Below are 24,108 nucleotides of genomic sequence, written 5' to 3'. Positions count from 1 at the left end.
CCGCCCGCTGGGCATCAGTGACCGACAACGGCGGAATCCTCGGACCCGGACGACTCATGCCCGACTAACGACGAACCTCTGACTCAGGTCACTAGCGGCGGGCCCTGCGGTACGCGATAAGCAGTCCCAGCAGGATGCCGACGAGCAGGGTGGCGGTCAGGACGATCCACAGCGGGAGGGTGACCTTCGGGATCCAGAGCCGGATGGTCACGGAGCTGGTGTTGGCTGCGATGAACCAGATCGTCAGGGCTGTCAGCACGAAGAAGCCGATGCTGCGGAGCCGGTAGTCCCGCCCCTTGACCGTCACGGTGGACGGCCCGTGTGCCTTCGCGGTCTTCTGGGCCATGAAGCCAGTATCCGGCTGTTCACGCGAGCGGGCGACTCGATCGGCCGCGGCCGGGCGGCGCGCCGCCGATGGGTGGGCTCTCGGTTCCCGCGTCGCGCCACCGCGGTTCCCGCGTCGCGCCACCGCGTTCCCGGTCAGGCCGCGGTTTCGTCCGGGGGGATGCCGAGCCGGCCGGCCACGGTGGTCAGGGCGGTGCCCAGGGGGAGCGCGATCCGGGTCAGGGCGTGCTGGTCGCCCCGGGTCGCGTCGCGGTTGACGATCAGGACCGGCTTTCCGGCGTCGGCCGCCTGGCGGACGAACCGCAGTCCGGACATCACCGTCAGGGACGAGCCCAGGACCAGCAGCGAAGTCGCCTCACGGACCAGCTGACGGCAGTGTTCGACCCGCGACGACGGAACGGACTCGCCGAAGAAGACCACGTCCGGCTTGAGGATGCCGCCGCAGACCGCGCACGGGACCACGTGGAAGTCCCCGACCTGCTCATCCGTGAGGTCGGCGTCTCCGTCCGGGTTCACGGCGGCGGCCACCGGCGCGAAGCCGGGATTGGCCTCCTCCAGGTGCCGGGCGAGCTCGCGGCGCGGGGTGCGGGCGCCGCAGGAGAGGCAGACGACCCGTTCCAGACTGCCGTGGAGCTCCACGACGTCCTGACTGCCGACGGCCTGGTGCAGACCGTCCACGTTCTGTGTGATCACGCCCGAGAGCAGACCGTGCCGCCCGAACGCGGCCACGGCCCGGTGCCCGTCGTTGGGACGGGCGCGGCCGAACGTGCGCCAGCCCAGATGGCTGCGCGCCCAGTAGCGCCGCCGGGCCTGAGCGGTCGCGGTGAAGTCCTGGTAGGTCATCGGGGTGTGCCGACGCAGGCTCCCGCCCTCGCCTCGGTAGTCGGGGATGCCCGACTCCGTCGAGATGCCGGCCCCGCTCAGCACCAGGACGCCCCCGGTGTCCAGCGCGGAGACGACCGGCTCAAGATCGGAGGTGCCCGGCGGCAGCTCCCCGGAAGGGATCCAGCTGAGAGTGGGGCGCATGCGCATGCGTCCAGGGTACGGATACGGCGCCGGGCCCAGTCCTCGCGTTCGCGATCGGCTTCTACGCCCCGCTCGGGCTGATCCCCGGGCCCCTCGTAGGACGGCTCGCCCTCCGGTCCCGGCCGATGGCGCTCCTCAGCTCGTGCCCGCGCGTCAGCTCCTGCCCGCGCGTCAGCTCGCGCCCGCGCGTCGGAGCCGGGCGGAGAGGTGGTGACGCAGGGGCTGCCCGACCGCCGCGAGATCATGGAGGAAATCGAGGGCGTCGGCGTCCGTCCAGGTGTACCGGCGGCGGGTGGCGGTGACCTCCTTGGCCGTGGGGGCGAGCGCCACCTGCCGGGTGCTCAGATCCGCCGCGCCGTCGGCCGCCCGGCCGACCAGGATCTCCGCGACACCGGTCGGCTGCGTGATCAGCGCCTCCACCCGGCCGTCGGCCTGCATCCGCCACCAGCCGCTCTCCCGGGCCGACGGCCGCAGCGGAGCCCCGTCCGCGTCCAGCAGCCAGGCGCGCGCCTCGTAGTGGAGGAACGGCCGGCCGTCGTGGCTGAACGTGACCTCCTGTGCGTACACGAACTCCTCGTCGAGCGTCGGATAGCTTCCGCGGCCCTGCCCGGCCCACGTGCCGAGCAGCCCGGTCACCGGCGTGAGCGACGGGTGCGGTGCGGGCGTCCCGCTCGCGCGGAACGCGTCGGGGTACGGGTGCTTCCCGGCGGGGTCGACCATCAATTCCACTCCTGCGTCGATGCCAGTGCCGTCCGGAAGCCTATGTGACGCGCCCCGTCGATCGCGGTCCTCGCGGCGGGGCGGCCTGTCGTCGCGGTGGCCGCCCCGGTCCGGAGGATCAGGTGCCCTGCGGTCGGGCCGCGGTGCCGGAACAAGGGCTTCCCGGCACCGCGGCCGAGCGATCACTCCTCGTCGCGCAGGCGCGCGGCCAGGGCGGTGAGCGGCTCGGTCTCCGTGGTGTGGCCGCCGGCGGTCAGGAGGGATGTCGCCGCGTCGAGGCGGGCGAGGGCGGGGGAGACCCGTTCCAGGTAGATGCCCTCCACGGCACCAGCGAAGCGGACGCACTCGGCCCACTCGCCGGCCCGCTCGTTCCCCGGTCCTGGCTCGCCGAGCAGGGCGAGAGTCTTCTCCAGAGCGGCCAGCGCGGCCTCGTACTCCCCGGCGTAGGCGTTGACCCGCCCGTGCTCGTAGGCCAGCGCCGAGTCCAGGGAACGTCCCCGGCTCTCGTACTTCGCCTCGCGGGCCTCGTCGGCGATCCTCCCCGCCTCGGCGAGGAAGGCGAGGGCGCCCGCCAGGCCCTCCGCGCCCTGCTGTTGGGCCTGGAGGCGGGCGAGTTCGCGCAGGCAGTTGCTGAGCTGTTCGTGACGCGGTGCCTTCGCGTGGGCCGCGAGCGCCTGGGCCACGGCGTCGCCGGCCCGTCCGAACTCGCCCGCCTCGCCGAGGAGTACGGCGGCCTCGGCGGCGATCATGGCGTGGCTGCCGGGGTCGTCTTCCCAGCCGGCCGACTGGGCCGCGAGAGCGACGAACTCCGCCGTGGCGGCCTTGAGATCCTCACCCGTGTGCAGCGCCCGGGCCCGGGTCAGCCGCAGTTGGGCCAACAGCCGGTCGTCCAACTCTCCCGCCACGACATCCGGTTCGGCCATCAGGGAGTCGAGCAGGGCGATGCAGTCCTCGACCCGGCCCAGGTCGAGACTGAGCTGGGCCGCGTTGCTGTACGTGCAGTACGCCTCCGTGCGGCTGCCCTGGCGCAGGTCCAGTTCCGCCGAGCGCGTCAGGTGGCGCAGCGCCTCCTCGGGGCGGCCCAGACGCATGGAGACCTCGGCCAGGTCACCGTGCAGGCGGCTGGTGTCGACCGCACGCGCGGGCCACTCGGCGGCCAGCCGCAGTGCCTCGCTCAGGTTCGCGTGCGCGGCCTCCGCGTCCCGGAGACCGATCTGGAACCTGCCTCGCAGCGCGAGTGCGCGGGGCAGGTGCCAGGCGGGGCCCTGCTCCTTGAGCCGCTCGATCAGCTCGTCGACGGAGGTCACGGCGGTGGGCAGATCGCCGGACAGGGCGTGCGTCCCGGCCCGGAGCAGGAGCCCGCCCGCGACCTGCCCGTCGATGCCGTGCCGGGTGGCGAACGCGATCAGCCGGTCCACCTCGGGGAAGACGGGCGCCGCGTACTCCTCGCGGCCCGACGCCTGGAGGCGCAGGCCCAGGGCTGTCGCCCGCAGGCGCAGGAGGCGGGCCTCGTGGACCGGCGCGAGGCCGGGCGTCTCCTCGTGCAGGGCGGCCATGGACGCGTGCGCGGCGGTCAGCGCGGCGGCCTTCGCCTCGGCCTCGTCGTCGACACCCTCCGCGGCCGCGAGCAGGGCGCAGGCGCGGGCGAGTGCCGCGTGACTCGGAGCCTCGGCGTCGTCGTACAGGCCCGCCGCCTCCTGGTAGAGGCTCTCGGCGACGGCGAACTCGTCCTTGTCGCTTGCCCTGTTGGCCTGTTCGTCCAGCAGGTCCGCGCGGAGCAGTACGAGCGGGCCCACCCGCGGGTCGTCGGGGTGGACGTAGTCGTCGGCGGCGGTGAGCTTTCGGAGTTGGGCCCAGACGGCCGGTGCGTCGGGGTGTCCCTGGTCGTCCAACGCGCGTGCCTGGAGGATCAGTTCGGTGAGCGACTCGGGTATCGCGGTGGTCGTTCGGGTGACGGGTGCGGCGGCAGGGGCGGCCGTGGCGATGTCGTCGAGGCTGCGGGTGCGCAGGGTCAGCTCCAGGGTGTCCAGGAGCGGGGCGGCCTCGACGCGGGCCGTGCGGCGGTCGGTGTGCGCGGTGGTTCCGTTGCGGGTGTCGAAACGGGTGGCGAGGTCGTCGGCGCGGTTCCCCACCTCGGCGCGCAGTCCGGCCACCGTCCAGGCACGGCCGGCGTATCCGGCGGCGGGCAGTTCGCCGTGGCCGAGGTGCTCGACCCGCCGCAGGAGAACCTCCACGCCGGTGAGGAAGTCGAGCGTGTCCCGTGGGGAGTCGACCTCCTCGAACAACCCCCGGTTCTCGGCGAGCAGTTCGAGGCCGCGGGCCTCGTTGCCGGTCAGCGCGCAGAACTCCAGGTGACGGCCGACCTCCCCGGCCATCGAGGGGTTGCGGCGGCCGGCGCGGTAGCCGACGAGGTGCAGCTCGACGGCCCGCTCGACGTCACCCGTGCGCAGCAGGGGCAGCAGGGCGTGCGCGATGGAACGGGCGGGTTCCTCCTGGCAGGAGTCCTTCCCGGCCAGGACGGGCTCCCAGACGCTCAGAGCCCGTTCGTCGTCGCCCGCGCGGAGGTGGTACAGGGCGCGCTCGCAGATCTCGCAGGCCTCGCAGTCGCTGAGCCGGGTGCGAGGGCGGCCTGCCCACAGTTCGAAGGCGAGGGCGGTGTCCTCGCCGATGTGGGCGGCGAGTTGGTACGCCTGTCCGTAGTAGGGCTGGAGGCCGAGGTCGGCCTTCTCGTACCGGTCGCGCATCTCCGACTGCCACTGGCGCAGGCCGGCCAGCGGGATCTCGGGAAGCGCGCGCAGGGCGTTGGCCACCCACTTGAACCGCCAGAACAGCATGTGACGCAGGCGCTCGTCGAACACGTCGGGCTGCTCGTCGAACAGATTGAGCAGCCGGGCGAAGACGACGGGCGACTTCCGGGGTTCGGAGCCGTAGGTGTACGCCTCCTGGAGTTCGAGGAGGGCGTAGATCAGGGGCACGGGTTCCGCGAACTGCTCGGCTGCCTCGACGAGTTCCTCGGCGGTGACGGTGCGGGTGCGGCCGTAGGGGCGCCGGTCGTTGTCCTGGAGCGCCTGGAGCAGCTCGTCGGTGGTCTGGGGTGCGGTCGGCATCGTCAGCTGTCCTTGCGGAGGGCGTGGGCGAGGAGGTCGAGGAAGGAGCGGTTGATGAGACTCGACTCGGCGGGCCTGAGCGGCCGCCGGGACAGCATCGCGGCCTGGCCGTAGAGGGCTTCGGCGCTGGTGCGGGCCAGCTCGGGCTCGGTGATGGTGACGGCGGTGCGGACCAGCGGATTCAGCTGGTTGAGGATCAGCTGGGCCCGTGGGGCCTCCTGCCGGAGCGCGCCGAGGATGTCTCCCCACACGCCGCCTTCCTGCTCGCGGGCGAGCTGGGAGCGGGTGCGCTCGTGCCGTGCCTCACGGCTGTCGACCAGGAGGGCGGGGGCGGAGGCGGGCTGGAAGGCGCGCAGGGCGACGTCGCAGTCGAAGACGGCGAGGGCGTCACGGGCCCGGGTGAGATAGGCCGCCGCGGCCAGTTCGGTCTCCCGGTCGACGGGGTCGAGGTGGGCGGTCAGGGTCGCCGGGTCGAGGTCCGCGACGCTCGTCTCGGGCCTGATCTCCGGCAGCCGGTGGACCAGTTCACGGTCGTATGTGTATCCGCCGTTGACGACGCCGAGACCGGCGGCCGAGGCGATCGCCGCGACCTGCCGGAACTCCTCCACGCTCGACGTCACGAGCACGGTCCGGTGCGTGCGCGCGAACTCGTCGAGCGTGGCGTGGCCGTCGGTGGTCTCGAACGGCAGCCACGGCAGCAGCATCCGCAGGATCTCGTCGTCGTGCACCGCGAGCGACTTGACGGCCAGATGGTGCACCTGGAGGAAGCGGGCGAGCAGGTCGGGGTCGCTGGCGGCGGCCCGGGCGATCCAGTCCCGCAGCCGGTCGGCGAGGGCGTCACGGACGGCGGCGAGGGTGTCGTCCTCGTACAGCGACTCGCGGGACGCCGTCGGGCGCAGGCTCTCCGCGTCGACGACACAGCGGACGAAGAACGCCCACTCGGGCAGGATCTCCTCGGCCGTCTCCGACAGCAGCATGCCCTTGACGTGCACTCGGTGTCCGTGGCGGCGGCCGGCCGGAACGGTCTCGGGCAGCACGCAGGCGATGCCTTTGAGGCCCACGGCCGGGAGGTCCAGCTCGATCGTGTCCAGCGGCTTGAAGCCGAAGACGTCCTCGCCGTAGGCGGCCAGGGCACGCGCGCGGGAGCCCGGTGTGGGATACGAGCCTGCCCAGGGCGCGGGTTCGGGGTTGACCGGCGTGCCCGTGCCGCCCGTACCGTCCGTGAAGGTCACCGGATGGCGCAGCAGTGAGCCGAAGTGCCGTGCCAGTGACTGGACTTGGACCGGCCGGGTCCATTCGCCCGCATCGGCGCGCGGTGTCAGTGTGACGGTCGTGCCGGGGTGCGGGCGGGCGGACGCGGGCAGGGTGCGGACGGTGTAGCTGCCGTCGCCGCGTCCGCGCCACTCCACGGTGGGCGCGTCGGGGGTACGGGCGGAGCGGCTCAGGACGTGGATCTCGTCGGCGACCAGGAAGCACGACAGCAGGCCGATGCCGAACTGGCCGATGAAGTCGGCGCGTTGCTCGGCGATCTTCTCGGCTCGCTTGCTGCTGCGGCCGATCGTGGCGAGGAAGGTGTGGACGTCGGCCTCGGTGAGACCGACGCCGTCGTCCTCGACCCGGACCACCGAGCCGTCGGCGTACAGACGGATGCCGAACGCGTCCGACGGGGCGCCCGGTTCGAGGGAGTGCCGGGCGGTCAGCGCGTCCACCGCGTTCTGGAGGAGTTCACGCAGATAGACGCGGGGGCTGGAGTAGAGGTGGTGGGAGAGGAGGTCGACGAGGCCGCGCAGATCCACTTGGAAGGTGCGGTCGTCGCCGGCCGGGAGCGCGGAGGCGTCGGGCAGTGTCATCGGAGAGTCCGGTGGGAGAGGAGGCGGGTGGCGGGATCGGCGCGCGCCTCGGGTGCACGGCGGGTCGCCGTGCGGTGAGCGGCGCGGTCGGTGTGACTCAGGCGCGGCGGAGACCGAGTGCGAACTGCTTCTCGGGGTCGTTGAAGTAGGTCCACGGCCAGGGGGTGTAGGCGCCGTCGAGCGCCTGGAAGACGCGGCGCACCGTGTGCTGCTCACCGGCCAGCGACAGGGCCATGGCGAAGAGGTTGAAGTCCTGCTGCCAGCCTGGGCGCCGGACGTAGGCGGGGTGGAGGATGCTGTGGTCGACCGCCTTGCGCAACTCGTCCTGGATCGCGGGGGTTTCGAGGCAGTCCTGACGCTCCGACTCGACCCAGTCCTCGATGTGGGCCATGGCGATCACACAGCCGAGACGGTGCCCCTGCGGGGCGCGGCTGATCGCGTCGCGGGCGAACGCCAGCGCCTGTCCGGGATCGCCGCCCCAACGGGGCTGCAACTGCGACACCCACTCGATGTGGGTCTCCAGGTCCAGCGGATCGCGGCGCAGCGCGGCGTCGAGCCGGGTCTCCTTCACTGCGGATTCCAGGGACATGCCCCGGGCCGAGGTCAGGAGACGGCGCCAGGGGGTGATCCACTCCGGGCGCAGCTCGGCGGCCTCCAGCAGATGTTCCTCCCCGATGAGGAGACGGTCGTGGAAGACGCGCCACTGATCCTTCGTGACGTTCACGGCGAGCGCGCTCGTGCGCGCCTCCCAGCCCCAATTGACGTGGCGCGTCCCGGATATCAGCAGCGCCGTCGCCCGGTGCTCCTTGTCCTCCTCGACGACCTTCCCGATCCAGTTCTGCACGCCGTCCAAGCCGGCCAGCTCGGCCAGGACTCGATGGTCACGGCCGAGATCGAACGGGGTCAGCGCCGCCTTGACCGCGTCCCAGTCACCGTCCTCGGCCGCCCCCACCAGCGCGCACACCCGTACGTCCCCGAGCGTGCGCAGGGTGTGCATCCCGTTCCTGCCCCTGCGCTGCGCCGGGAGCGCGTACGGATCCGTCGCCGGTCTCTCCGCGTTTCCGCCGAACAGCTTGCCCCACATGCCGCGCCCTCCCCTGGTCCCGCATGATCGTTGCGTGCAGCATAAAGGGCACTACTGACACCGTTGCCACAGAGTTTTCCCACCACCGGCCCCTGCGCCGGCGTCGACCACGACCGCAGGGACGCCGCCCGCGGCGAGCGCCGTGGTCGTGCCCGTCGCGGAACATGGGCGGTTTTTAGCGGGCCGGGTCCTCCTGAGCTTGCAGGCCGTCCTGGTCGACGGGCAGGAGGAGCAGGAACGTGGTCGGGTCGCCGCTCGTCACCGAGAGCCGCCCGCCGAAGGAGACGGTCAGGTCGCGGGCAAGGGCCAGGCCGATCCCCGTTCCGGAGCCGCCGCCGGAGTGCCCGCGGTCGAACACCCGCGCCGGGTCCCCGTCGATGCTCCCTTCATCGGCCACGTCGAAGGCCAGGGCACTTCCCAGATCACGCGTGCGGATCCGGACGGTGCCGCGCCCGTGGACCCTGGCATTGTCGAGGAGGATGCCGAGTACCTCGGACACGGGCCCACCGGGGACCCGTACATCCGCGGGCAGGGCATCGGCGGAGCTCACCAGACGTCGCCCCTCCCGGGCGAAGAGCCCGTGCCATCGCTCGACGGTCTCCTCGACCAGCTGTTGCGCCGGGACGTAGGCCGTGGACGAAGGGGCCCAGCCGTGAGAGCGAGACAGGCGCAGAAGCTCCTCGACCGTCCGATGCAGGCGCTGGGTCGTCGCCAGAGCCTCGGACACGACCGGCCGTAGTCGTGTCGCCTCGTCCTGGCCGAGTCCCGCCTCAAGGGCGAGTTGCAGCCCCGCGAGCGGGGTGCGCAGCTGATGGGAGGCGTTGGCGGTGAAATCGCTTTCGTGACGCAGGAGTTCGGACAGGCTGTCGAGCATCTCGTTGTGGGTGCGCGCGACCTGGTCGATCTCGGGGACGCTGCTTCCGTCGGCCCGCTGGGACAGATTCCCCTCGGCGACGGCCTCGCAGTGGCGCGAGAGGCCTTCGAGCGGCGCGGCCAGCACGCGTGCCTGGCGACGGGCGACGAGTACGGCGACGAAGAGCGCCACCAGCGCCACGCCCGACAGCACGGCCCACGCCACGAGCACGCGGCGCCGCACGGCATCGGCCGGTGAGGACGCCCGGACGACGCCGATCACCCGCTCGGCGTGGGAGACCGGCACGGTGACGACGACCTGCCCGCCCGCTCCACGGCGGACCAACGCTCCGCCCAGCGCACCGCGCACCGGAGCGTCACCCGTCGTCGGACCGCTGCCCGCGCGCAGCCGCGCCCGCGGGTCGTACAGGCCCAGACGCCCGCCGCGCGGGGGAGCGGGCAGCTCGACGGGGTCGCCGGTGGTGTAGTCGGGGCTCACGCGCACCGCGCCCGCCAGTGCCGCCCGCTCCAGCGAGTCCCGCTGTGCCGTGTACAGCGAGGACCGGATGACCAGGGCCAGCGGGGTGGCGAGGAGAACCACGGCGACCAGCGCGGCGGTAAGGGCCACGCGCACCACTCGCTGTCTCATGACGTCATCATGCGGGCCCGCCTCCCGGCCCGACGCGATGCGGCGCGGCTTTTGCCTGCGTCTAACCCTCGCCGGTCGGAACGTTAACCCGTCGGCCCCTAGCGTCGCTGTCATGGCCGGCGGACACGGCACGCAGGAGAGGGGCAGCAACCATGGGACGAAACACACGGGCGGCCGCGGCTGTCGCGGTGACGATGGCCGGAGCGGCGATCGCCGGCTGTTCCGGCTCCGGCACGCACAGCTCGCCGCCGACGACCTCCACGGCGAACAGGGCCGGACAGGCCCAGGCCGCGCCCACCGAGTCCAATCCGCCCGGTGACATCCCCGACAACCAGGTCTACGTCCCCTACCGGCCGGCGGGCGGCTCTTTCGACGGCTTCACGGTGAAGGTCCCCGAAGGCTGGGCACGTACGGTCAGGGGCGACACCACGACGTTCACGGACAAGCTGAACACCGTCACCGTCACGTCCGCGCCCGCCTCCGCCGCTCCGACGACAGCCTCGGTCAACGCCACGGTCGTCCCGGAACTGCGCGCACGGACTCCGAAGTTCGCCGCCCCGAAGGTCTCCGAGGTGACCCGGCACGCCGGACACGTCGTCCTGCTGACCTACCGCGGCGACTCGGCCAGGGACCCGGTCACCGGCAAAGTGGTGCGGGACGCGTTCGAGCGCTACGCCTACTACCGGGCGGGCCACGAAGTGAACCTGACCCTGACCGGCCCGGTGAACGCCGACAACGTCGACCCGTGGCGCATCGTCAGCGACTCCGTCACCTGGCGGTGAGACGCGTGACCGCAACCCCGCGCGACGGCACCCGCCCACGTCCCCCGGACGACGAGGTCCTCACCGCCCGCGAGCTGTACCGCTTCTACCGCGCGGGCGAGGAGGAGACGCTCGCGCTGCGCGGGGTGTCGCTGACCGTGCGGCGCGGTGAGACGGTCGCGGTGGTCGGGCCCTCGGGGGCGGGCAAGTCCACACTGCTGGCCTGTCTCGCGGGCCTCGACGAGCCCTCCGGAGGCGAAGTCCGTGTCGACGGCGTCCGCGTCAGCCACCGGCCCGAGACGGAACGGGCCCGACTCCGGGCCCGCCACATCGGTGTCCTGCTCCAGACCCGCAACCTGCTGCCGCATCTGAGCGTGCGCGACAACATCCGGCTGCCGCAGCGGGCCAGTGGCCGCAAGCCGACCGTCACGGCCGACGACCTCCTGGCGCAGGCGGGGATCACCGGGCGGGCCCGCGCACTGCCCCGGCATCTGTCCGGAGGGGAACTCGCGCGGGCCGGACTCGCTGTCGCCCTGGCGAACTCTCCCTCCGTCCTCCTCGCGGACGAACCCACCGGTGAACTCGACGGCGAGACCGAACAACTCGTCCTCGCGATGCTGCGGCAGCGGGCGGCGGAGGGCTGTGCGGTGCTGATCGTGACGCACAGCGCCGAAGCCGTCCGGGTCGCCGACCGGGTCATCGCCCTGGACGACGGCAAGGCCACCGACGGGTCGCTCGCCGCACCCCTCGCCGTCCCGGAAGGGACCGACGTCGCTGCCCCGGGGGGAGCCCACGATGCCGACCGCTGACGCACTGGTGACCTGCACGGAGACAGCCCTCACCTTCGGCCGGGACGCGCGTGCGGTGGTGGCGGTGCACGGAGCGAACCTGACGATCCGTCCCGGCGAACGGCTCGCGATCGTCGGATCCTCCGGCTCGGGCAAGAGCTCCCTGCTCCACCTGATCGCCGGACTCGAACGAGCCACCACGGGAACCGTCACCCGAGCCCCGGGCCTTGAGCCGCGCGACATCGGGCTGGTGTTCCAGAACGACAGCCTCATTCCCGCGCTGAACGTGGCCGAGAACGCCGCCCTCCCACTGATCCTCGCCGACCGCCCCGAGAACGAGGCCCGGCAGACCGCTCTCGCGGCACTCGCCCAGGTCGGCGTCCGGCACCTTGCCGACCGGCTTCCCGAGGAGATCTCCGGAGGCCAGGCCCAACGCGTGGCCGTCGCCCGCGTACTGTCCCAGGTCCCCCGCCTGATCCTCGCCGACGAACCCACCGGCCGCCTGGACCACGCCAGCGGCGCCCGCGTCCTGGACGCCCTGCTGGCCGCCGCGGACCTCGCGCGGGCCGCCCTCGTCGTCACGACCCACGACCCGTCCGTCGCCGCCCGGCTCGCACAGCGCCGCACCATGCGCGACGGCCGACTGCTCGCACCCGAGGAGACGTCATGATCACCGCATGGGCGAAAGGCCTGACCCGCCACCGGACCGGACGGCTGCTGGCCTCCCTGGCCGGCGTCGCCCTGGCCGTCGCCCTGATCGCGGCACTCGGCTCCTTCCTCACCGCGTCGCAGGCGACCATGACCCAGCGTGCCCTGCGGTCGGTGGCCGTCGACTGGCAGGTCCAGGTACAGCCGGGCGCCGACCGGAACACCGTCCTGTCCCTCGTCCGCGGGACTCCCGGCACACGGACGGCACTGCCGGTCGCCTCCACCCACACCACCGGCTTCAGCGCCGACGCGCACGGCAGCACCCAGACCACGGGTCCCGGAATCGCACTCGGCCTGCCCGACGGCTACCGGAACCGGTTCCCCGACGAGATCCGCACCCTCACCGGCTCCCCGACCGGCGTCCTGCTGGCCCAGCAGACCGCGTCCAACCTGCACGCGGCCCCGGGCGACACCATCACCATCGAGCTCCCCGGCGTCGGCCGCCGCCAGGTCACCGTGAACGGAGTGGTCGACCTGCCCCAGGCCGACTCCCTCTTCCAGACCGTCGGCGCCCCCGCTCAGTCCCAGCCCACCGCACCACCGGACAACGTCGTCCTCCTGCCCGCCGCACAGTTCGCCGCCATCACCCACGGCGCCACCGCGACGACGACGCAGATCCACGTCGCCCGCGACCACACCCACCTGCCCACCGACCCCGCGGCAGCCTTCACCACCGTCACGGGTGCCGCCCACAACCTGGAGGCCCACTCCGCGGGCACCGCACTCGTCGGTGACAACGTCGGCGCCGCCCTGGACTCCGCCCGCCAGGACGCCCTGTACGCGCAGGTCCTCTTCCTCTTCCTCGGCGCCCCCGGCGCCGTCCTCGCCGCCGCGCTGACCGTCGCCGTCGCCTCGGCCGGCGGTGACCGCCGCCGCCAGGAACAGGGACTGCTGCGCCTGCGAGGACTACGCCCCGGGCAGATCACCGGGCTCGCGGCCCTGGAAGCCGCCGTGATCGGCCTGTTCGGCGGCCTCGCCGGACTGGCCACGGCCGCCCTGACCGGACACCTCGCCTTCGGCGCCGCATCGTTCGGCGCGGGGACCGCCACCTGGGCGATCTGGTACGGCGTCGCCTTCGCCCTCGGGACCGCGGTGGCCGCCGGAGCCGTCCTCGTCCCCGCCCTGCGTGATCTGCGCACCGTGACCGTCACGGACACCCGTAAGGAGAACAGCCCCCGGCGCACCCCGTGGTGGATGCGCTACGGCCTCGACCTCGTCCTGCTGATCGGCTCGTGGCTGGTCTTCCGCGCCTCCTCGGGCAACCAGTACGCGCTGGTCCTCGCGCCCGAGGGCGTACCCGCCGTCTCCGTGTCCTACTGGGCCTTCCTCGGCCCCGTCCTGCTGTGGATCGGCACCGCCCTGCTCGTATGGCGCCTCACCCTGCTGGCCCTCGGCCACGGCCGCCGCGCGCTGACCATGCTCGCCCGCCCCCTGACCGGGAACCTGGCCGGTACCACCGCCGCGACCCTCGCGCGCCGAAGCCGCACGCTCGCCCGGTCGGTCGTCCTGATCGCCCTCGCCCTGTCCTTCGCCGTGTCCACCGCGGTCTTCAACGCCACCTACCGGCAACAGGCGGAGGCCGATGCCCGGTTGACCAACGGCGCCGACGTCACCGTCACCGAACCTCCGGGCGCTCACACACCGCCGAGCGCGGCAACGGCCCTGCGCGTCGGCGGCGTACGGCAGGTCGAGCCCCTCCAGCACCGGTTCGCCTACGTCGGGCCCGACCTCCAGGACCTCTACGGTGTCCGCCCCGGCACTGTCACCCGGGCCACCTCGCTGCAAGACGCCTACTTCGCCGGCGGGACCGCGAGACAGCTCATGCACAGTCTTGCCCAGCGCCCGGACAATCTCCTGGTCAGCGAGGAGACCGTGCACGACTTCCAGCTCCGGCCCGGCGACACCCTCAACCTCCGCATCCAGGACGCCCGGACGAAGGCCCTGCGCACGGTGCCCTTCCACTACGCCGGAGTGGTCAAGGAATTCCCGACAGCCCCCAAGGACAGCTTCTTCGTCGCCAACGCCTCCTACATCACCAGGACCACCGGCAGCGACGCGGTGGGTGCCTTCCTCGTCGACACGGGCGGCAGCGGATAGCACCGGATCGCCGCTCACCTGCGCGAACGGCTGGGCAGCAGCGCCACGGTCACCGACCTGACCCAGACCCGGGGCACGGTCGGCACCAGCCTGACCTCCGTCGACCTGGCCGGGCTCACGCGCATCGAACTCGTCTTCGCGGTGCTGCTGGCCGCCGGAGCCGGAGGACTGGTCCTCGCCCTCGGACTCGCTGAGCGGCGCCGCACGTTCGCCATCGCCACCGTCCTCGGCGCGACGAAGCGTCAGCTGCGCGGGATGGTCCTCACCGAGGCACTCCTGCTGGCCGCGACCGGCCTGGCCACCGGGGCACTCATGGGCTGGGCCCTGTCGCAGATGCTCGTCAAGGTCCTCACCGGTGTGTTCGACCCCCCGCCGGCCCCTCTCGCCGTCCCGGGCACCTACCTCACCCTCACCGCGATCGCCGCCGTGACCGCCGTGCTGGCCGCGGCCCTCAACGGCATCCGCACCTCCCGCCGCCCCGCCGTAGAGGAGCTGCGCGACATGTGAACCACGCGCCGAAAGGCCGCAACATCCGTGAGAGATCACCAAGGACCTAGGCTGTCGACCATGGGCACGTCCACGGCACCGGACCGAAACCGGCTGCGCGTCCTCGTCGTCGAGGACGACGAGACGATCGGCCACCACCTCAAGACCGGCCTGTGCGGCAACGGTTACGCCGCTGCCTGGATCCGCACCGGAGTCGCGGCGCTCACCGAGGCGGGCACCTCCTCCTACGACGCCGTCCTGCTCGACCTCGGGCTGCCCGACATCGACGGACTGGACGTCGCACGGGATCTACGCACCCGCTTCCCCGACCTGCTCATCGTCATCCTCACCGCACGCACCGACGACATCGACATCATCGCCGGTCTGGAGGCCGGCGCCGACGACTACCTGGTCAAGCCGTTCTCCTTGACCGTGCTGCTCGCCCGTCTGCGCGCCCATCTGCGCCGGCGAACAATCGCGCCCGCCGAGCGGACTCCGGTACGGCTGGACGACCTCGTCATCGACGCGAAAGCCCGCCGGTGCACCGTCCATGGCGAGGAGATCACGCTGAGGCCCAAGGAGTTCGAACTGCTGGCCACGCTGGCCCGGCACCCGGGAGAGGCGGTCGCACGCGAAACCCTGATGGCCGAGGTCTGGGACGAGAACTGGTTCGGTCCCACCAAGACGCTGGACGTCACGATGGCGAGCCTGCGCCGCCGGCTGGCCCGGGCGGCCGACACGGCGAGCCGCCCGTGCCGACTGCCGCGCATCGTCACGCTCAGGGGGCACGGCTACAGGCTGGAAGTCTGACGACGGCAACCCTGGGTCCGCCCATGGAGCCGGCACCGTTCCGCCGGGCGTCCGACCCGGCGCGCGCCGGGCGTTCAACTGGCCGCGACAGACGACAGGGAACCCCCGCACGCCGGAACCCGTCTCTCCCGACAGCGTCTTGTATCGATTGTTTGACACAAGATTCCGCCTACGGCATCTTGTACTTCCTGCTTGGTACAAGATGATCTGAGGGGACCTCTCCATGCTCGACGCCGCCCCGTTCCAGCGCCGCTTCCTCGAGCACGCCGATCACTACGCCCGCTGGTCCGGCCTGGCCATCGGCGTCATCGCGGCTCAGGCGGTGTCCACGCTGGGCCACGTCGAGTTCGAGCAGCGCGTCGTGTTCGGCATCACCGCCTTCGGCCTGTGCGCCATGGCGGGCGTCCTTCTCGCCGACGCGCTGACCCTGGTCCCGCAGGATGTCGTACGCACCGCGAGTCTCGCCCCACGCCTGGTCAGAGACCATGTGCCACCGCGCATGAGCCCTCTGATCGTCCTTCAGGGCGTCTCGCTCACCGTGCTCCTGGTGATCGCGGCGGCCACCGCCTCCGTCGACCCCGAGCACATCCTCAGTACGGGGAAGGTCGTCGCCGTCACCTGCAACGGCATGCGGACGTCCCTGGGACCCTGGCCCGGCCTGTACTACAGCCTCCCGATGTTCGCCGCGCTCGCCATAGCCACTCCTACCTGCGTGTGGGCCCTGCGCCGCATCGCCCACGGACCGGGCGGGGAGCAGCAGCGCCGCGACCGCGCGTGGGCGGTGACCGGCGCCTGGGGCCTGCTCGTGTCGAGCCAGCAGCTGTACGCCGTGCTGATGCTCTCCGTCTCGCTGACGGACACGGGCTGCGCGGGCGTCGTGGGCGCGCTGACCTTCTGGGTGTTCTACCCTCTGGCCCTGCTGAACCTGTTCACCCTCGTCTGGTCGCTGGTCACCTTGGTGGTCCCCCGGTCCGTGAACGACGACGCGGCGGAGGAAGGTCCTGGCCATGCATGAACCCGCCGTCCGCGTCGACACCACCAGTCAGGTCCCTCCGTACGCGCAGATCCGCGCTCAACTCGGCGCGCTGATCCTCACCGGGCAACTGGTCGAGGGCGACCGGCTGCCCACCGTCCGCCAGTTGGCCACCGACCTCGGCCTCGCGCCGGGCACCGTGGCCCGCGCCTACCGTGAGCTGGAGGCCGCCGAGCTGATCCGCACCCGCCGCGGGGCGGGCTCCCGGGTCGCCGCGGGCCCTGTCGCCCCCGCCCGCCCGCACGCTTCCCAACTCGCCACCCTCGCACGCGACTTCACCTCGGCCGCCCGCGCCCTCGGGGCCGACTCCGAAGCGATCCTGGCCGCGGTCCGCGACGCCATCGGACCGGACCATCCCTGACCCTGGTGAGCGGCGGCGGCCGGGAATCGGAGCTCCTCGTGGAGCGAAGTGATCAAAGCCAGGCGAACTTCGACCCATGAGCTCGGGCGGCACTCCCGTTTCACCAACTCACGCAGCATCCCGCGCATCCTGGCGTTTTGGTGGCTCGCGCCGAGGACACTAACTCGTCACTGCCGTTCACCGGAACGGCGGCTTGACGGCGGGGGGAACTGAAGTTGGGCGTCCCGGTAGGAGCACCTCAGGGGTTTCCGTACGACACGGGTTCGGAAACCTTCACCAACGAGTTCTCGACGGCTGTGGCCCCCGGGGCCCGGGACAAACTCAAGAATCCGTTGCCACTCTTCCTGCTGTCCGTGCCCGGCACCGATCCGGAGTACGACAGGCAGGTGAACAGGGTCGTCGAGGCGCTGCGGGGGGCGATCGAGGACAGAGGCAAGCTCGTTCCGTACGCGGTGCTCCGCGCCGGTACCGACCCGGGGGCGTCGTGGGCCCGCGCGGCGGCCGATGAACTCCTGCGCGGCATTCCCGCCACCATGACACCGGACCGGCTTCCCTCCTTCGCGCTCCTGAGGGACGTGCTGGCGGAGGCCTTGAAGCTGGGAGGAAGTCATCGGACGGATGCCGCCGCCAGGGCGATCCGCAACAGCGTGTACGCCCTCAGGGCCGAAGCGGCGGGCCTGCCCGCCCTGTTGTGGCGGATCGGGGGCGGGGAGCGGGCCGACACCGCTCAGGGGGCGGTCGGCTGGCTGATCGGCACCGTCTGGGCGCCCGCGTTCCAGAATCTGCCCCGCTGGCTGTGGGCGCGCTGGAAGACCCATCGACTGATCCGGCCCCTCAGCCTGTCGCCGCGCAATCGACGTCGTCGTTCGCTGGGAACGGATCTGGGCGCGGAGCGTGGCGAGGACCTGTTCGGGGCGGTCTACCACTGGATGTGGACGTCGGGCCTGTTCGCCGGGACGCCCTTGGGCGAGGAGGCGTCGCAGGCGTGGGAGAACCTGCTCGTACGGGCTCTGCTGGAGGACCTGGCGGTGCCGGCCGTGGGCGGCCTTCTGCCCAAGCGGCGGCGCAGGACCGTACGGCCGGTCCTGCTACTGGCCCTGCCGCACGACAGCGCGCACAGGGTGGCGGCCGAACGTTTCCTGAAGGCCTTCCACACGGCCCGATCAGCCACCGTGGCCCATGCCGCGCAGGCGCCGGGCCCCCTCGTCGTCGCGGTGGGGCAGCCTTCGAGGGAGTTGCTCGCCCAACTCGATCCCGAGGAGAAGAACTTCGCCACGGCGGCGAACTGCCTCGGGCGCGGCCAGGACCGGCCGATCCGGGTGCGGTTCACCACGCAGGGCCTTGAACGGGCGGGACACCAGGTCGCCAAGGCGAAGACCCTGGCCTCCTTCCGCACGAACTGGCGGCTGGCGACCGCCTTGGTGACCGCGATGGCCGCGGTCGTCGCGGCCGGGATCGTCGTCTGGTTCCCCTCCCCGCAGGTGTCGCCCTGCGTCGGCGGCGACGACACGGTCGACAAGTCCGCGCGCACCCAGCCCGTCGAGGTCCACCCCGCCGAGTGGTACGACGCCGCGGTGAAGGAGATCGACACGCAGAACGCGCGGGCGGTGGGCTTCGCCACGGCCGGCCGGACCGTGCGTACTGTCGTGGTGTTCGTGTCCAACCGGCCCACGAGTTCCCGGGACACCGTGTTCGACGGTGTCATCCCGGAGCTGCGCGGCATCGCGATGTGGCAGAAGAAGCTCAACGACGACGCGAACTCCGACAGTTCGGAGGTGCCGCTGCGTGTCGACGTCCGCGAGACCGGCGTGGCCTTCGCGGGCGCCGAACAGGCCGCGAAGAACCTGGTGAAGGAGATCGGGTACAGCAAGGGGATCCCGGCCTATGAGCGGGTCGTCGGTGTGCTCGGCTACGCGCAGAGCAGGGACGAGACCAAGGCTGCCCTCACGGTCCTCGACAAGGCGAAGATCCTCGTCGTCGACACCACCGCCACCGCCGATGAGATGCTCGGCGGCGCGAACTACTGGCCGATGACCCCGCTCAACAGCCGCGAAGCCGCGATCGAGGCGGACTTCGTCGCCACCTCCGACATCGTGGCCCGCCCCGAGGGCGGTTGCGTACCGGCCAAGCACGCCGTCGTCATCGAGACCTACGGCGACCTGTACAGCCGGAGCCTCGCCGACCAGTTCGTGAAGGACTTCACGGGCAGCAGACAGGTGCTCAACTTCACCCAGGACAAGACGTCCGCCGCGCCGCCCGCGGGCGTGCCCGCCTACACCACCGCCACGAATCTCGCGGCCAGGGTCTGCTCCGAGGTCAGGACACAGCCGGACTCCGTCATCTACTGGTCGGCCCGGGCGCGGGACTTCACCGCTTTCATCAACGCGTTCAACACGGACGGCACCTGCCTCCAGCACGACCTCACCGTGCTGGGCGGCAACGAGCTCACCAACGTGTCCCAGACCGGCGCCTTCAGCAACAAGGACTGGCTGCGCCTCTACTACTCCGCGCACCGCCTGCCCGACGACGACAAGCGGACGAGCGCGGTCACCCGCAACTTCGTCGACGACTACGAGAACTTCGTCAAGGCCACGACCACCGGCGACGACCCCTGGGCACAGGACGGTCACTCCGCGGTCGCCTACGACGCGTTCCACACCTTCTCGCTGGTGGCCAACATGACGTACAACCAGCAACCGGACGCCCCGCCCAGCCAGATGGAGATCAACTTCAGGAACAGCGGTGTCACCTTCAACGGAGCCACCGGCTACGTGCGGTACGCACCCGGCGTGAATCAGCCGCCCGCCGACAAGACGCTGGTCCTGCTGCGGCAGGTCGGCCAGAAGCCGGTGGCCGCGGCGGCCTGCGGAGCGTACGACCAGGATCAGTCCAGCGTGGACCAGGGCGAGCCCTGCTCCGCCATCTCCCGTTAGAGGGTGTGAGAGCCGCCCGGGCTGCCGGGCGGCGGTGGCAGCGAACCGCAAGGGGTGGGCCCCGGTGCCCAGTTGTACCGGAGCGGGACCACCGAGGCGGGGACGGCGCGGGTGGTCAGCCGCGCCGAACCGCTTCCTTCGCGTCGCCCTCCTCGTCACCCCGCCGGACCGCCGCCGGAGCGCGTTCCGGCTCGGGGTGCGCCTGGCGTACACGCAGGTCGGCGACGGCCAGCAGCAGGGCGACGACACTCATGCCGACGGCGGTGAGCAGGCCGAGCTGAATGGCCGTCACGGAGCTGCCTTCGTGGGACTGATGGGCGAAGTACACCGCGCCGACCACGGCGATGCCGGCGGCCGAGCCGATGCGCTGCCCCGTCTGGAGCACCCCGCCCGCCGCACCGGCGCGCTGCACGGGAACCCGCGTCAGGGTGAGCGTCGTATTGGGGGAGACCGTGAGGCCCGATCCGATCCCGCCGACCAGCATGGGCAGCGCCGTGGCCCACCCGACGCTCGACAGCGGAACCAACTGCACCGCCACGACCACCCCGAGCAGCCCCACCACCACCGCGAGCAGACCGAACACGACCAGCTTGCGGCCGTGGCGCATCACCAGCCGGCCCCCGAGGGCGGCACCGACCGCGGACGCGGCCGCGAACGGCAGCACCGAGACACCGGCCGCCAGCGCGCTGTATCCGGCCGTGTTCTGGAGGAACAGGGAGTAGACGAAGAAGACCGTCGTGAAGCCCGCGAAGTAGGTCAGGCTGATCAGGGAGCCCAGCGTGAAGGAACGCAGGGAGAACAGGTCCAGATCGACCAGCGGGGCCCGCCCGCGCAGCTTCTGACGCCCCTCCCAGGCCCAGAACGCGATCAGCAGCAGCGCGGCCACCGGCAGCAGGGCCCACTTCAGCCGGCCGGTCCACTGCTGCTCCTGGACCAGCGGAAGCATGAGCGCGAGCACGGCGGCGCCGAGGAGCAGGACACCGAACGGGTCGAACTCCTCCCGTCTGCCCGTCGACGGGAAGCGGGGCAGCAGCCGCAGTCCCGCGGCGAACGCGGCCACCCCGATGGGCAGGTTGACGAAGAACACCCAGCGCCAGCCGTCGTCGGTGCCCACGGCGTCGATCAGGACACCTCCCACGAGCGGGCCGGCCGCCGTCGAGACCCCGATGACACTGCCCAGCAGACCGAACGCCTTGGCCCGTTCCGCACCCTGGAACATCTGCTGGATCAGCCCCGAGGTCTGCGGGGCGACCAGGCCCGCCGCCGTGCCCTGGATCAGCCGGAAGAGCACCAGCCACGAGGCGCTGGGAGCGAGGCCGCACGCCCCCGAGGCCAGCGTGAACAACGCCAGCCCCACCAGGAACGCCTGACGCCGCCCGCGCATGTCGCCCAGCCGGCCCGCCGGGACGAGGACAAGACCGAAGGCCAGGGCGTACCCGGAGACCACCCAGGACTGTGCGGCCTCGGAGGCGGCCAGCCCGTGCTCCATCGAGGGCAGTGCCACGTTCACGATCGAGGTGTCGAGCAGCGAGATGAAGCCCGCCGTCAGACAGACGGCGAGTGCCTTCCACCGTCGCTGGTCGGGGGCGGGCGGGGCTTGGACAGTGGTCATGGGGTCACGCTAAGCAGCCACCCCGCCCAACATTGGGAAGGAGCCGTTCCGCGCGCGTCGTAGCCGGTGGCACCGGCTACGCCGGCCTGGCCGAACACCGCTCGCCGCCGACCCTTCACCCCAGGAAGAGCGCCGCCCCGTCGCGCCGGCTTCTGCGGGCCCGCAGAGCGAGCACGGCGAGCGCCGCGGCCAGCCAGCACGCGCCGATCAGGGTCTCCCAGCCGGCCAGCGCCGCCGTGTGCGCGTCCGCCCCACCCGCCAGAACCCGGCGGATCGCCAGCAACCCGTGGGTGAGGGGCAGCACGTGGCCGAATCCGGCGAGGGCGGGGCTGATCGCGTCCGACGGTACCTCCGGTCCACAGACGATCAGCATCACCGTGAACGCAGCGTTGGACACGACGTTGCGCAGGTCCACAGCGGTCAGCACCAGGGATCCGAGGAAGAGGCCGAGGCAGTAACTCGTCACCGCGACCAGGATCAGCAGAGCGGTGAGCAGGGCCACCGAGGCCACCGTCAGCCGCAGTCCGGCCGTCGGCCCGAGGATGAGGACCGCGCCGAGACCGCAGGCGACCCCGTCCGGCAGCCAGAAGAGACTGCGTCCGACGAGGACGAGCGCGGGACTGCTGGGCGAGGCGACCAGCAGGGGAAGCGTGCCGTTCTGGAGCTCCCAGGTGGTGGACGCGGTCGCGAACACGCCGTGCAGCGCCACGAGTGCCACCGCGTTGCCGACCAGGAGGTAGCGGGCCTGGCCCGGCCCGAGCAGATCGCCGATGGTGGCGAAGAAGAGCACCTGGGCGAGCATGCGGACGAACCAGCCGAGCAGCCAGGTCTTCCAGGTGAACACTGTGCCGTAGTCGGCGGCCCCGGCGCGCGCGGCCCAGCCCATGACCCGTGTACGGCGGCCGGTCCTGAGGGCGTACGCCGTGCGGGTCATCGCAGCCCCACCGTCCCGTTCGCGCGGACGAGCCGGACGACCCTGCCGAGCAGGAGGCGTCCGCCCGCACCGGTGACGAGCCCGAGACCGAGAACGACGCCGGTGCGCCACGGGACGGAGTCCACCGTCCCCGGGGAGAGGGAGTCGCGCAGCAGGTCGGAGCTCCAGGAGAGATAGATGAGACGGCCGAAGGGATGGGTCCACTCCGGCAGCCGGTCGAGGGGGGTGAACACCCCGCCGAGCAGCAGGACGGGGTAGCTCAGGGAGTTCTGGAACGTACGGGCCGTGCGGGTCGCGACGAACAGGGCGGCCATCAGGGTCGCGGTGCCCGCGGTGGCGAGGGCCGTGGCCAGGAGCGCCAGGGCGAAGACACCGGGGTGCGGTACGCGGGGAACGGTGCCGAAGCCGAGGACCGCGACGCCGGCGACCTCCAGGACCGTGAGCAGGCTGATCGCGGTGGTCACCCAGACCCGGCTGAGGACGACGCGGGCGAAGTCGACCGGCGCGGCGATCTGGAGTTCCAGGGTGCCGAGCCAGCGGTCGTTGTCCACGACCTCGCCGGAGATCAGCATGGCCATGCTCCACACCCCCATCAGCACGGGGGCGAGGAGTCCGTTGGCGAGGAGGTCGGGACGGTCGTTGTGGCGGATGAGGAGCAGGAAGACGGCGGCGAGCAGTGGTGTGCGCACCAGGTCGATGAGGTAGTCGCGGTGGGTGAGCACCAGGCGTCCCTGGAACCGGCCGGCGGCGGCGAGCAGGCTCACCGGTTCACTACACTGCGTGTCTCGTTGCGGTGCACGAGTCGCAGGTAGACCTCTTCGAGGCCGGGCAGCTCGGTACGGACCTCGGTCACGCCCCGTTCGACGACGAAGGCGAGTACGCGGCCCACGGCTTCCTTGCTGTCGACGGTGACGACCGTGGTTCCGTCGTCGGCGGGTTCCACGCCGAGGACGCCTGCAAGTGCGCGTACGAGGGCGAGCAGGGGTTCCTCGGCGCGGACACGGACGCGTTCCTGGCGGGAGACGAGCCGGGCGAGCGTCTTGGGGGCCTCCGCGGCGACCACCCGCCCGTGATTGATCATGGTGACGCGGTCGCAGAGCACCTCGGCCTCGGCCAGGTCGTGGGTGGCGAGGAGCACGGTACGACCCTCACCGGCGAGTCGGCGTATCAGGTCGCGCAACTGCCGCGCGGCGAGCGGGTCCAGGCCGTTGGTCGGTTCGTCCAGCAGCAGGACCCGGGGGTCGCCGATGATGCCGCGGGCGAGGTGGAGGCGCTGGCGCATGCCCACGGAGAAGGTCTCCACCCGGTCGTCGGCGCGCTCGGCGAGCCCGAGTTCGTCGAGCAGCGTGTCGGCGCGGGCGGCACCGTCGCGGGTCGTCAGGCCGTACAAGGCGGCCCAGTAACGCAGATTCTGACGTGCTGTCAGGCGGGGGTAGAGACCGCGTTCGCCGCCGAAGACGATGCCGAGCAGGGGCCGGATCCGCCGGTGTTCGGTCGCCAGGTCGTGGCCGAGGACCCGGCCGGTTCCCGAGGTCGGCAGCAGGACCGTGGAGAGGATCCTCATCAGGGTGCTCTTGCCCGCTCCGTTGGGGCCGAGCAGGCCGTGCACCTCGCCCTGCTCGACGGTGACCGAGACGTCGTCGAGCGCGACGACCGCCGGGCCGCGCCGGGTGCGGTACTCCCGCCGCAACCCGCTTGTCTCGACGGCCGGTTCGCCGCCGCGTGGACGGCTGACCCCCGGTGCGAGGGCCGGTTCGCCGCTGCGCGGAGGGGTGAGGCCGGTCGCGACGGCGGGTGTGCCGTCGTGCGGACGGGTGGCGCTCGGCGCGACGGTCGGTGTGCCGTCGTGCGGACGCGTCCCGTCGCCTCTGCCGTTTCCGCTGTCCGTCATCACGCTCCTGTCGCCGTAGGGGCGGGGTCGTCGGGCTCTTGTGCCGCGGGCGGCGCGGTCC

The 24,108-nt window shown here is 72.0% G+C and carries 20 protein-coding genes; 9 read left to right on the top strand and 11 right to left on the bottom strand.

Annotation, left to right across the window (positions count from 1 at the left end):
* Positions 1 to 91: 91 nt before the first annotated feature.
* The 7 genes from ACZ4AA_RS22620 to ACZ4AA_RS22590 all read right to left on the bottom strand — a co-directional run bounded on the left by ACZ4AA_RS22620 (position 92) and on the right by ACZ4AA_RS22590 (position 9,633).
* Positions 92 to 346 (bottom strand): lipopolysaccharide assembly protein LapA domain-containing protein, encoded by a 255-nt coding sequence (locus tag ACZ4AA_RS22620; protein ID WP_467605213.1) that lies wholly within the window; start codon positions 344 to 346, stop codon positions 92 to 94.
* Between the two features lie 134 nt (positions 347 to 480).
* Positions 481 to 1,377 (bottom strand): NAD-dependent protein deacetylase, encoded by an 897-nt coding sequence (locus ACZ4AA_RS22615; protein ID WP_467605210.1) that lies wholly within the window; start codon positions 1,375 to 1,377, stop codon positions 481 to 483.
* Between the two features lie 165 nt (positions 1,378 to 1,542).
* Complete coding sequence (locus ACZ4AA_RS22610; protein WP_467605206.1) at positions 1,543 to 2,091, bottom strand: nitrobindin family protein; 549 nt, start codon at positions 2,089 to 2,091, stop codon at positions 1,543 to 1,545.
* A gap of 182 nt (positions 2,092 to 2,273) precedes the next feature.
* Positions 2,274 to 5,198: a hypothetical protein gene (locus ACZ4AA_RS22605; RefSeq protein WP_467605203.1), complete on the bottom strand. Its 2,925-nt coding sequence runs from the start codon at positions 5,196 to 5,198 to the stop codon at positions 2,274 to 2,276.
* Between the two features lie 2 nt (positions 5,199 to 5,200).
* Positions 5,201 to 7,048: an HSP90 family protein gene (locus ACZ4AA_RS22600; RefSeq protein WP_467605201.1), complete on the bottom strand. Its 1,848-nt coding sequence runs from the start codon at positions 7,046 to 7,048 to the stop codon at positions 5,201 to 5,203.
* A 97-nt stretch (positions 7,049 to 7,145) separates the two neighbouring features.
* Positions 7,146 to 8,132: a hypothetical protein gene (locus ACZ4AA_RS22595; protein ID WP_467605198.1), complete on the bottom strand. Its 987-nt coding sequence runs from the start codon at positions 8,130 to 8,132 to the stop codon at positions 7,146 to 7,148.
* A 175-nt stretch (positions 8,133 to 8,307) separates the two neighbouring features.
* Positions 8,308 to 9,633 carry a HAMP domain-containing sensor histidine kinase gene (locus ACZ4AA_RS22590; protein ID WP_467605194.1) on the bottom strand — a complete coding sequence of 442 codons (1,326 nt, stop codon included), beginning with the start codon at positions 9,631 to 9,633 and terminating at the stop codon, positions 8,308 to 8,310.
* Between the two features lie 152 nt (positions 9,634 to 9,785).
* Here ACZ4AA_RS22590 and ACZ4AA_RS22585 point away from each other — a divergent pair, with 152 nt between their 5' ends.
* From ACZ4AA_RS22585 to ACZ4AA_RS22545, 9 genes are all read left to right on the top strand, one after another.
* Entirely contained in the window at positions 9,786 to 10,415 is a 630-nt protein-coding gene (locus ACZ4AA_RS22585) for a hypothetical protein (protein ID WP_467605192.1), read from the top strand.
* A 5-nt stretch (positions 10,416 to 10,420) separates the two neighbouring features.
* A complete protein-coding gene (locus tag ACZ4AA_RS22580; protein ID WP_467605190.1) occupies positions 10,421 to 11,203 on the top strand; it encodes an ABC transporter ATP-binding protein in 783 nt (260 codons plus the stop codon).
* A complete protein-coding gene (locus ACZ4AA_RS22575) occupies positions 11,190 to 11,852 on the top strand; it encodes an ABC transporter ATP-binding protein (RefSeq protein WP_467605187.1) in 663 nt (220 codons plus the stop codon). Before ACZ4AA_RS22580 ends, ACZ4AA_RS22575 begins: the two co-directional genes overlap by 14 nt.
* The gene (locus ACZ4AA_RS22570; protein ID WP_467605185.1) at positions 11,849 to 13,987 is read left to right on the top strand and encodes an ABC transporter permease; all 2,139 of its coding nucleotides are present in this window, start codon (positions 11,849 to 11,851) and stop codon (positions 13,985 to 13,987) included. Before ACZ4AA_RS22575 ends, ACZ4AA_RS22570 begins: the two co-directional genes overlap by 4 nt.
* A 141-nt stretch (positions 13,988 to 14,128) precedes the next feature.
* Positions 14,129 to 14,494, top strand: coding sequence for an FtsX-like permease family protein (locus ACZ4AA_RS22565; protein WP_467605182.1), 366 nt, complete (start codon positions 14,129 to 14,131; stop codon positions 14,492 to 14,494).
* A gap of 60 nt (positions 14,495 to 14,554) precedes the next feature.
* Positions 14,555 to 15,283, top strand: coding sequence for a response regulator transcription factor (locus ACZ4AA_RS22560; RefSeq protein WP_467605179.1), 729 nt, complete (start codon positions 14,555 to 14,557; stop codon positions 15,281 to 15,283).
* Positions 15,284 to 15,506: 223 nt separating this feature from the next.
* Positions 15,507 to 16,298, top strand: a complete 792-nt coding sequence (locus tag ACZ4AA_RS22555) for a hypothetical protein (protein WP_467605176.1) — start codon at positions 15,507 to 15,509, stop codon at positions 16,296 to 16,298.
* Positions 16,291 to 16,677: a GntR family transcriptional regulator gene (locus tag ACZ4AA_RS22550; protein ID WP_467605173.1), complete on the top strand. Its 387-nt coding sequence runs from the start codon at positions 16,291 to 16,293 to the stop codon at positions 16,675 to 16,677. The genes ACZ4AA_RS22555 and ACZ4AA_RS22550 overlap by 8 nt, the downstream gene beginning before the upstream one ends.
* 332 nt (positions 16,678 to 17,009) lie before the next feature.
* A complete protein-coding gene (locus ACZ4AA_RS22545) occupies positions 17,010 to 19,610 on the top strand; it encodes a type 1 periplasmic-binding domain-containing protein (RefSeq protein ID WP_467605170.1) in 2,601 nt (866 codons plus the stop codon).
* Between the two features lie 115 nt (positions 19,611 to 19,725).
* Here the strand turns inward: ACZ4AA_RS22545 and ACZ4AA_RS22540 are convergent, their stop codons facing one another.
* From ACZ4AA_RS22540 to ACZ4AA_RS22525, 4 genes are all read right to left on the bottom strand, one after another.
* On the bottom strand, positions 19,726 to 21,222 hold the full coding sequence (locus ACZ4AA_RS22540; RefSeq protein WP_467605167.1) for an MFS transporter: 1,497 nt from the start codon (positions 21,220 to 21,222) through the stop codon (positions 19,726 to 19,728).
* A 115-nt stretch (positions 21,223 to 21,337) separates the two neighbouring features.
* The gene (locus ACZ4AA_RS22535) at positions 21,338 to 22,156 is read right to left on the bottom strand and encodes an ABC transporter permease (protein WP_467605162.1); all 819 of its coding nucleotides are present in this window, start codon (positions 22,154 to 22,156) and stop codon (positions 21,338 to 21,340) included.
* Positions 22,153 to 22,920, bottom strand: a complete 768-nt coding sequence (locus tag ACZ4AA_RS22530) for an ABC transporter permease (RefSeq protein WP_467605159.1) — start codon at positions 22,918 to 22,920, stop codon at positions 22,153 to 22,155. The genes ACZ4AA_RS22535 and ACZ4AA_RS22530 overlap by 4 nt, the downstream gene beginning before the upstream one ends.
* Positions 22,917 to 24,047, bottom strand: a complete 1,131-nt coding sequence (locus tag ACZ4AA_RS22525; RefSeq protein WP_467605155.1) for an ABC transporter ATP-binding protein — start codon at positions 24,045 to 24,047, stop codon at positions 22,917 to 22,919. Before ACZ4AA_RS22525 ends, ACZ4AA_RS22530 begins: the two co-directional genes overlap by 4 nt.
* Between the last annotated feature and the right edge of the window lie 61 nt (positions 24,048 to 24,108).

Source organism: Streptomyces sp. NPDC024698, assembly GCF_055559015.1.
Note: the sequence above shows the minus strand (reverse complement) of the source record. Positions and strands in the feature narration are given on the sequence as shown.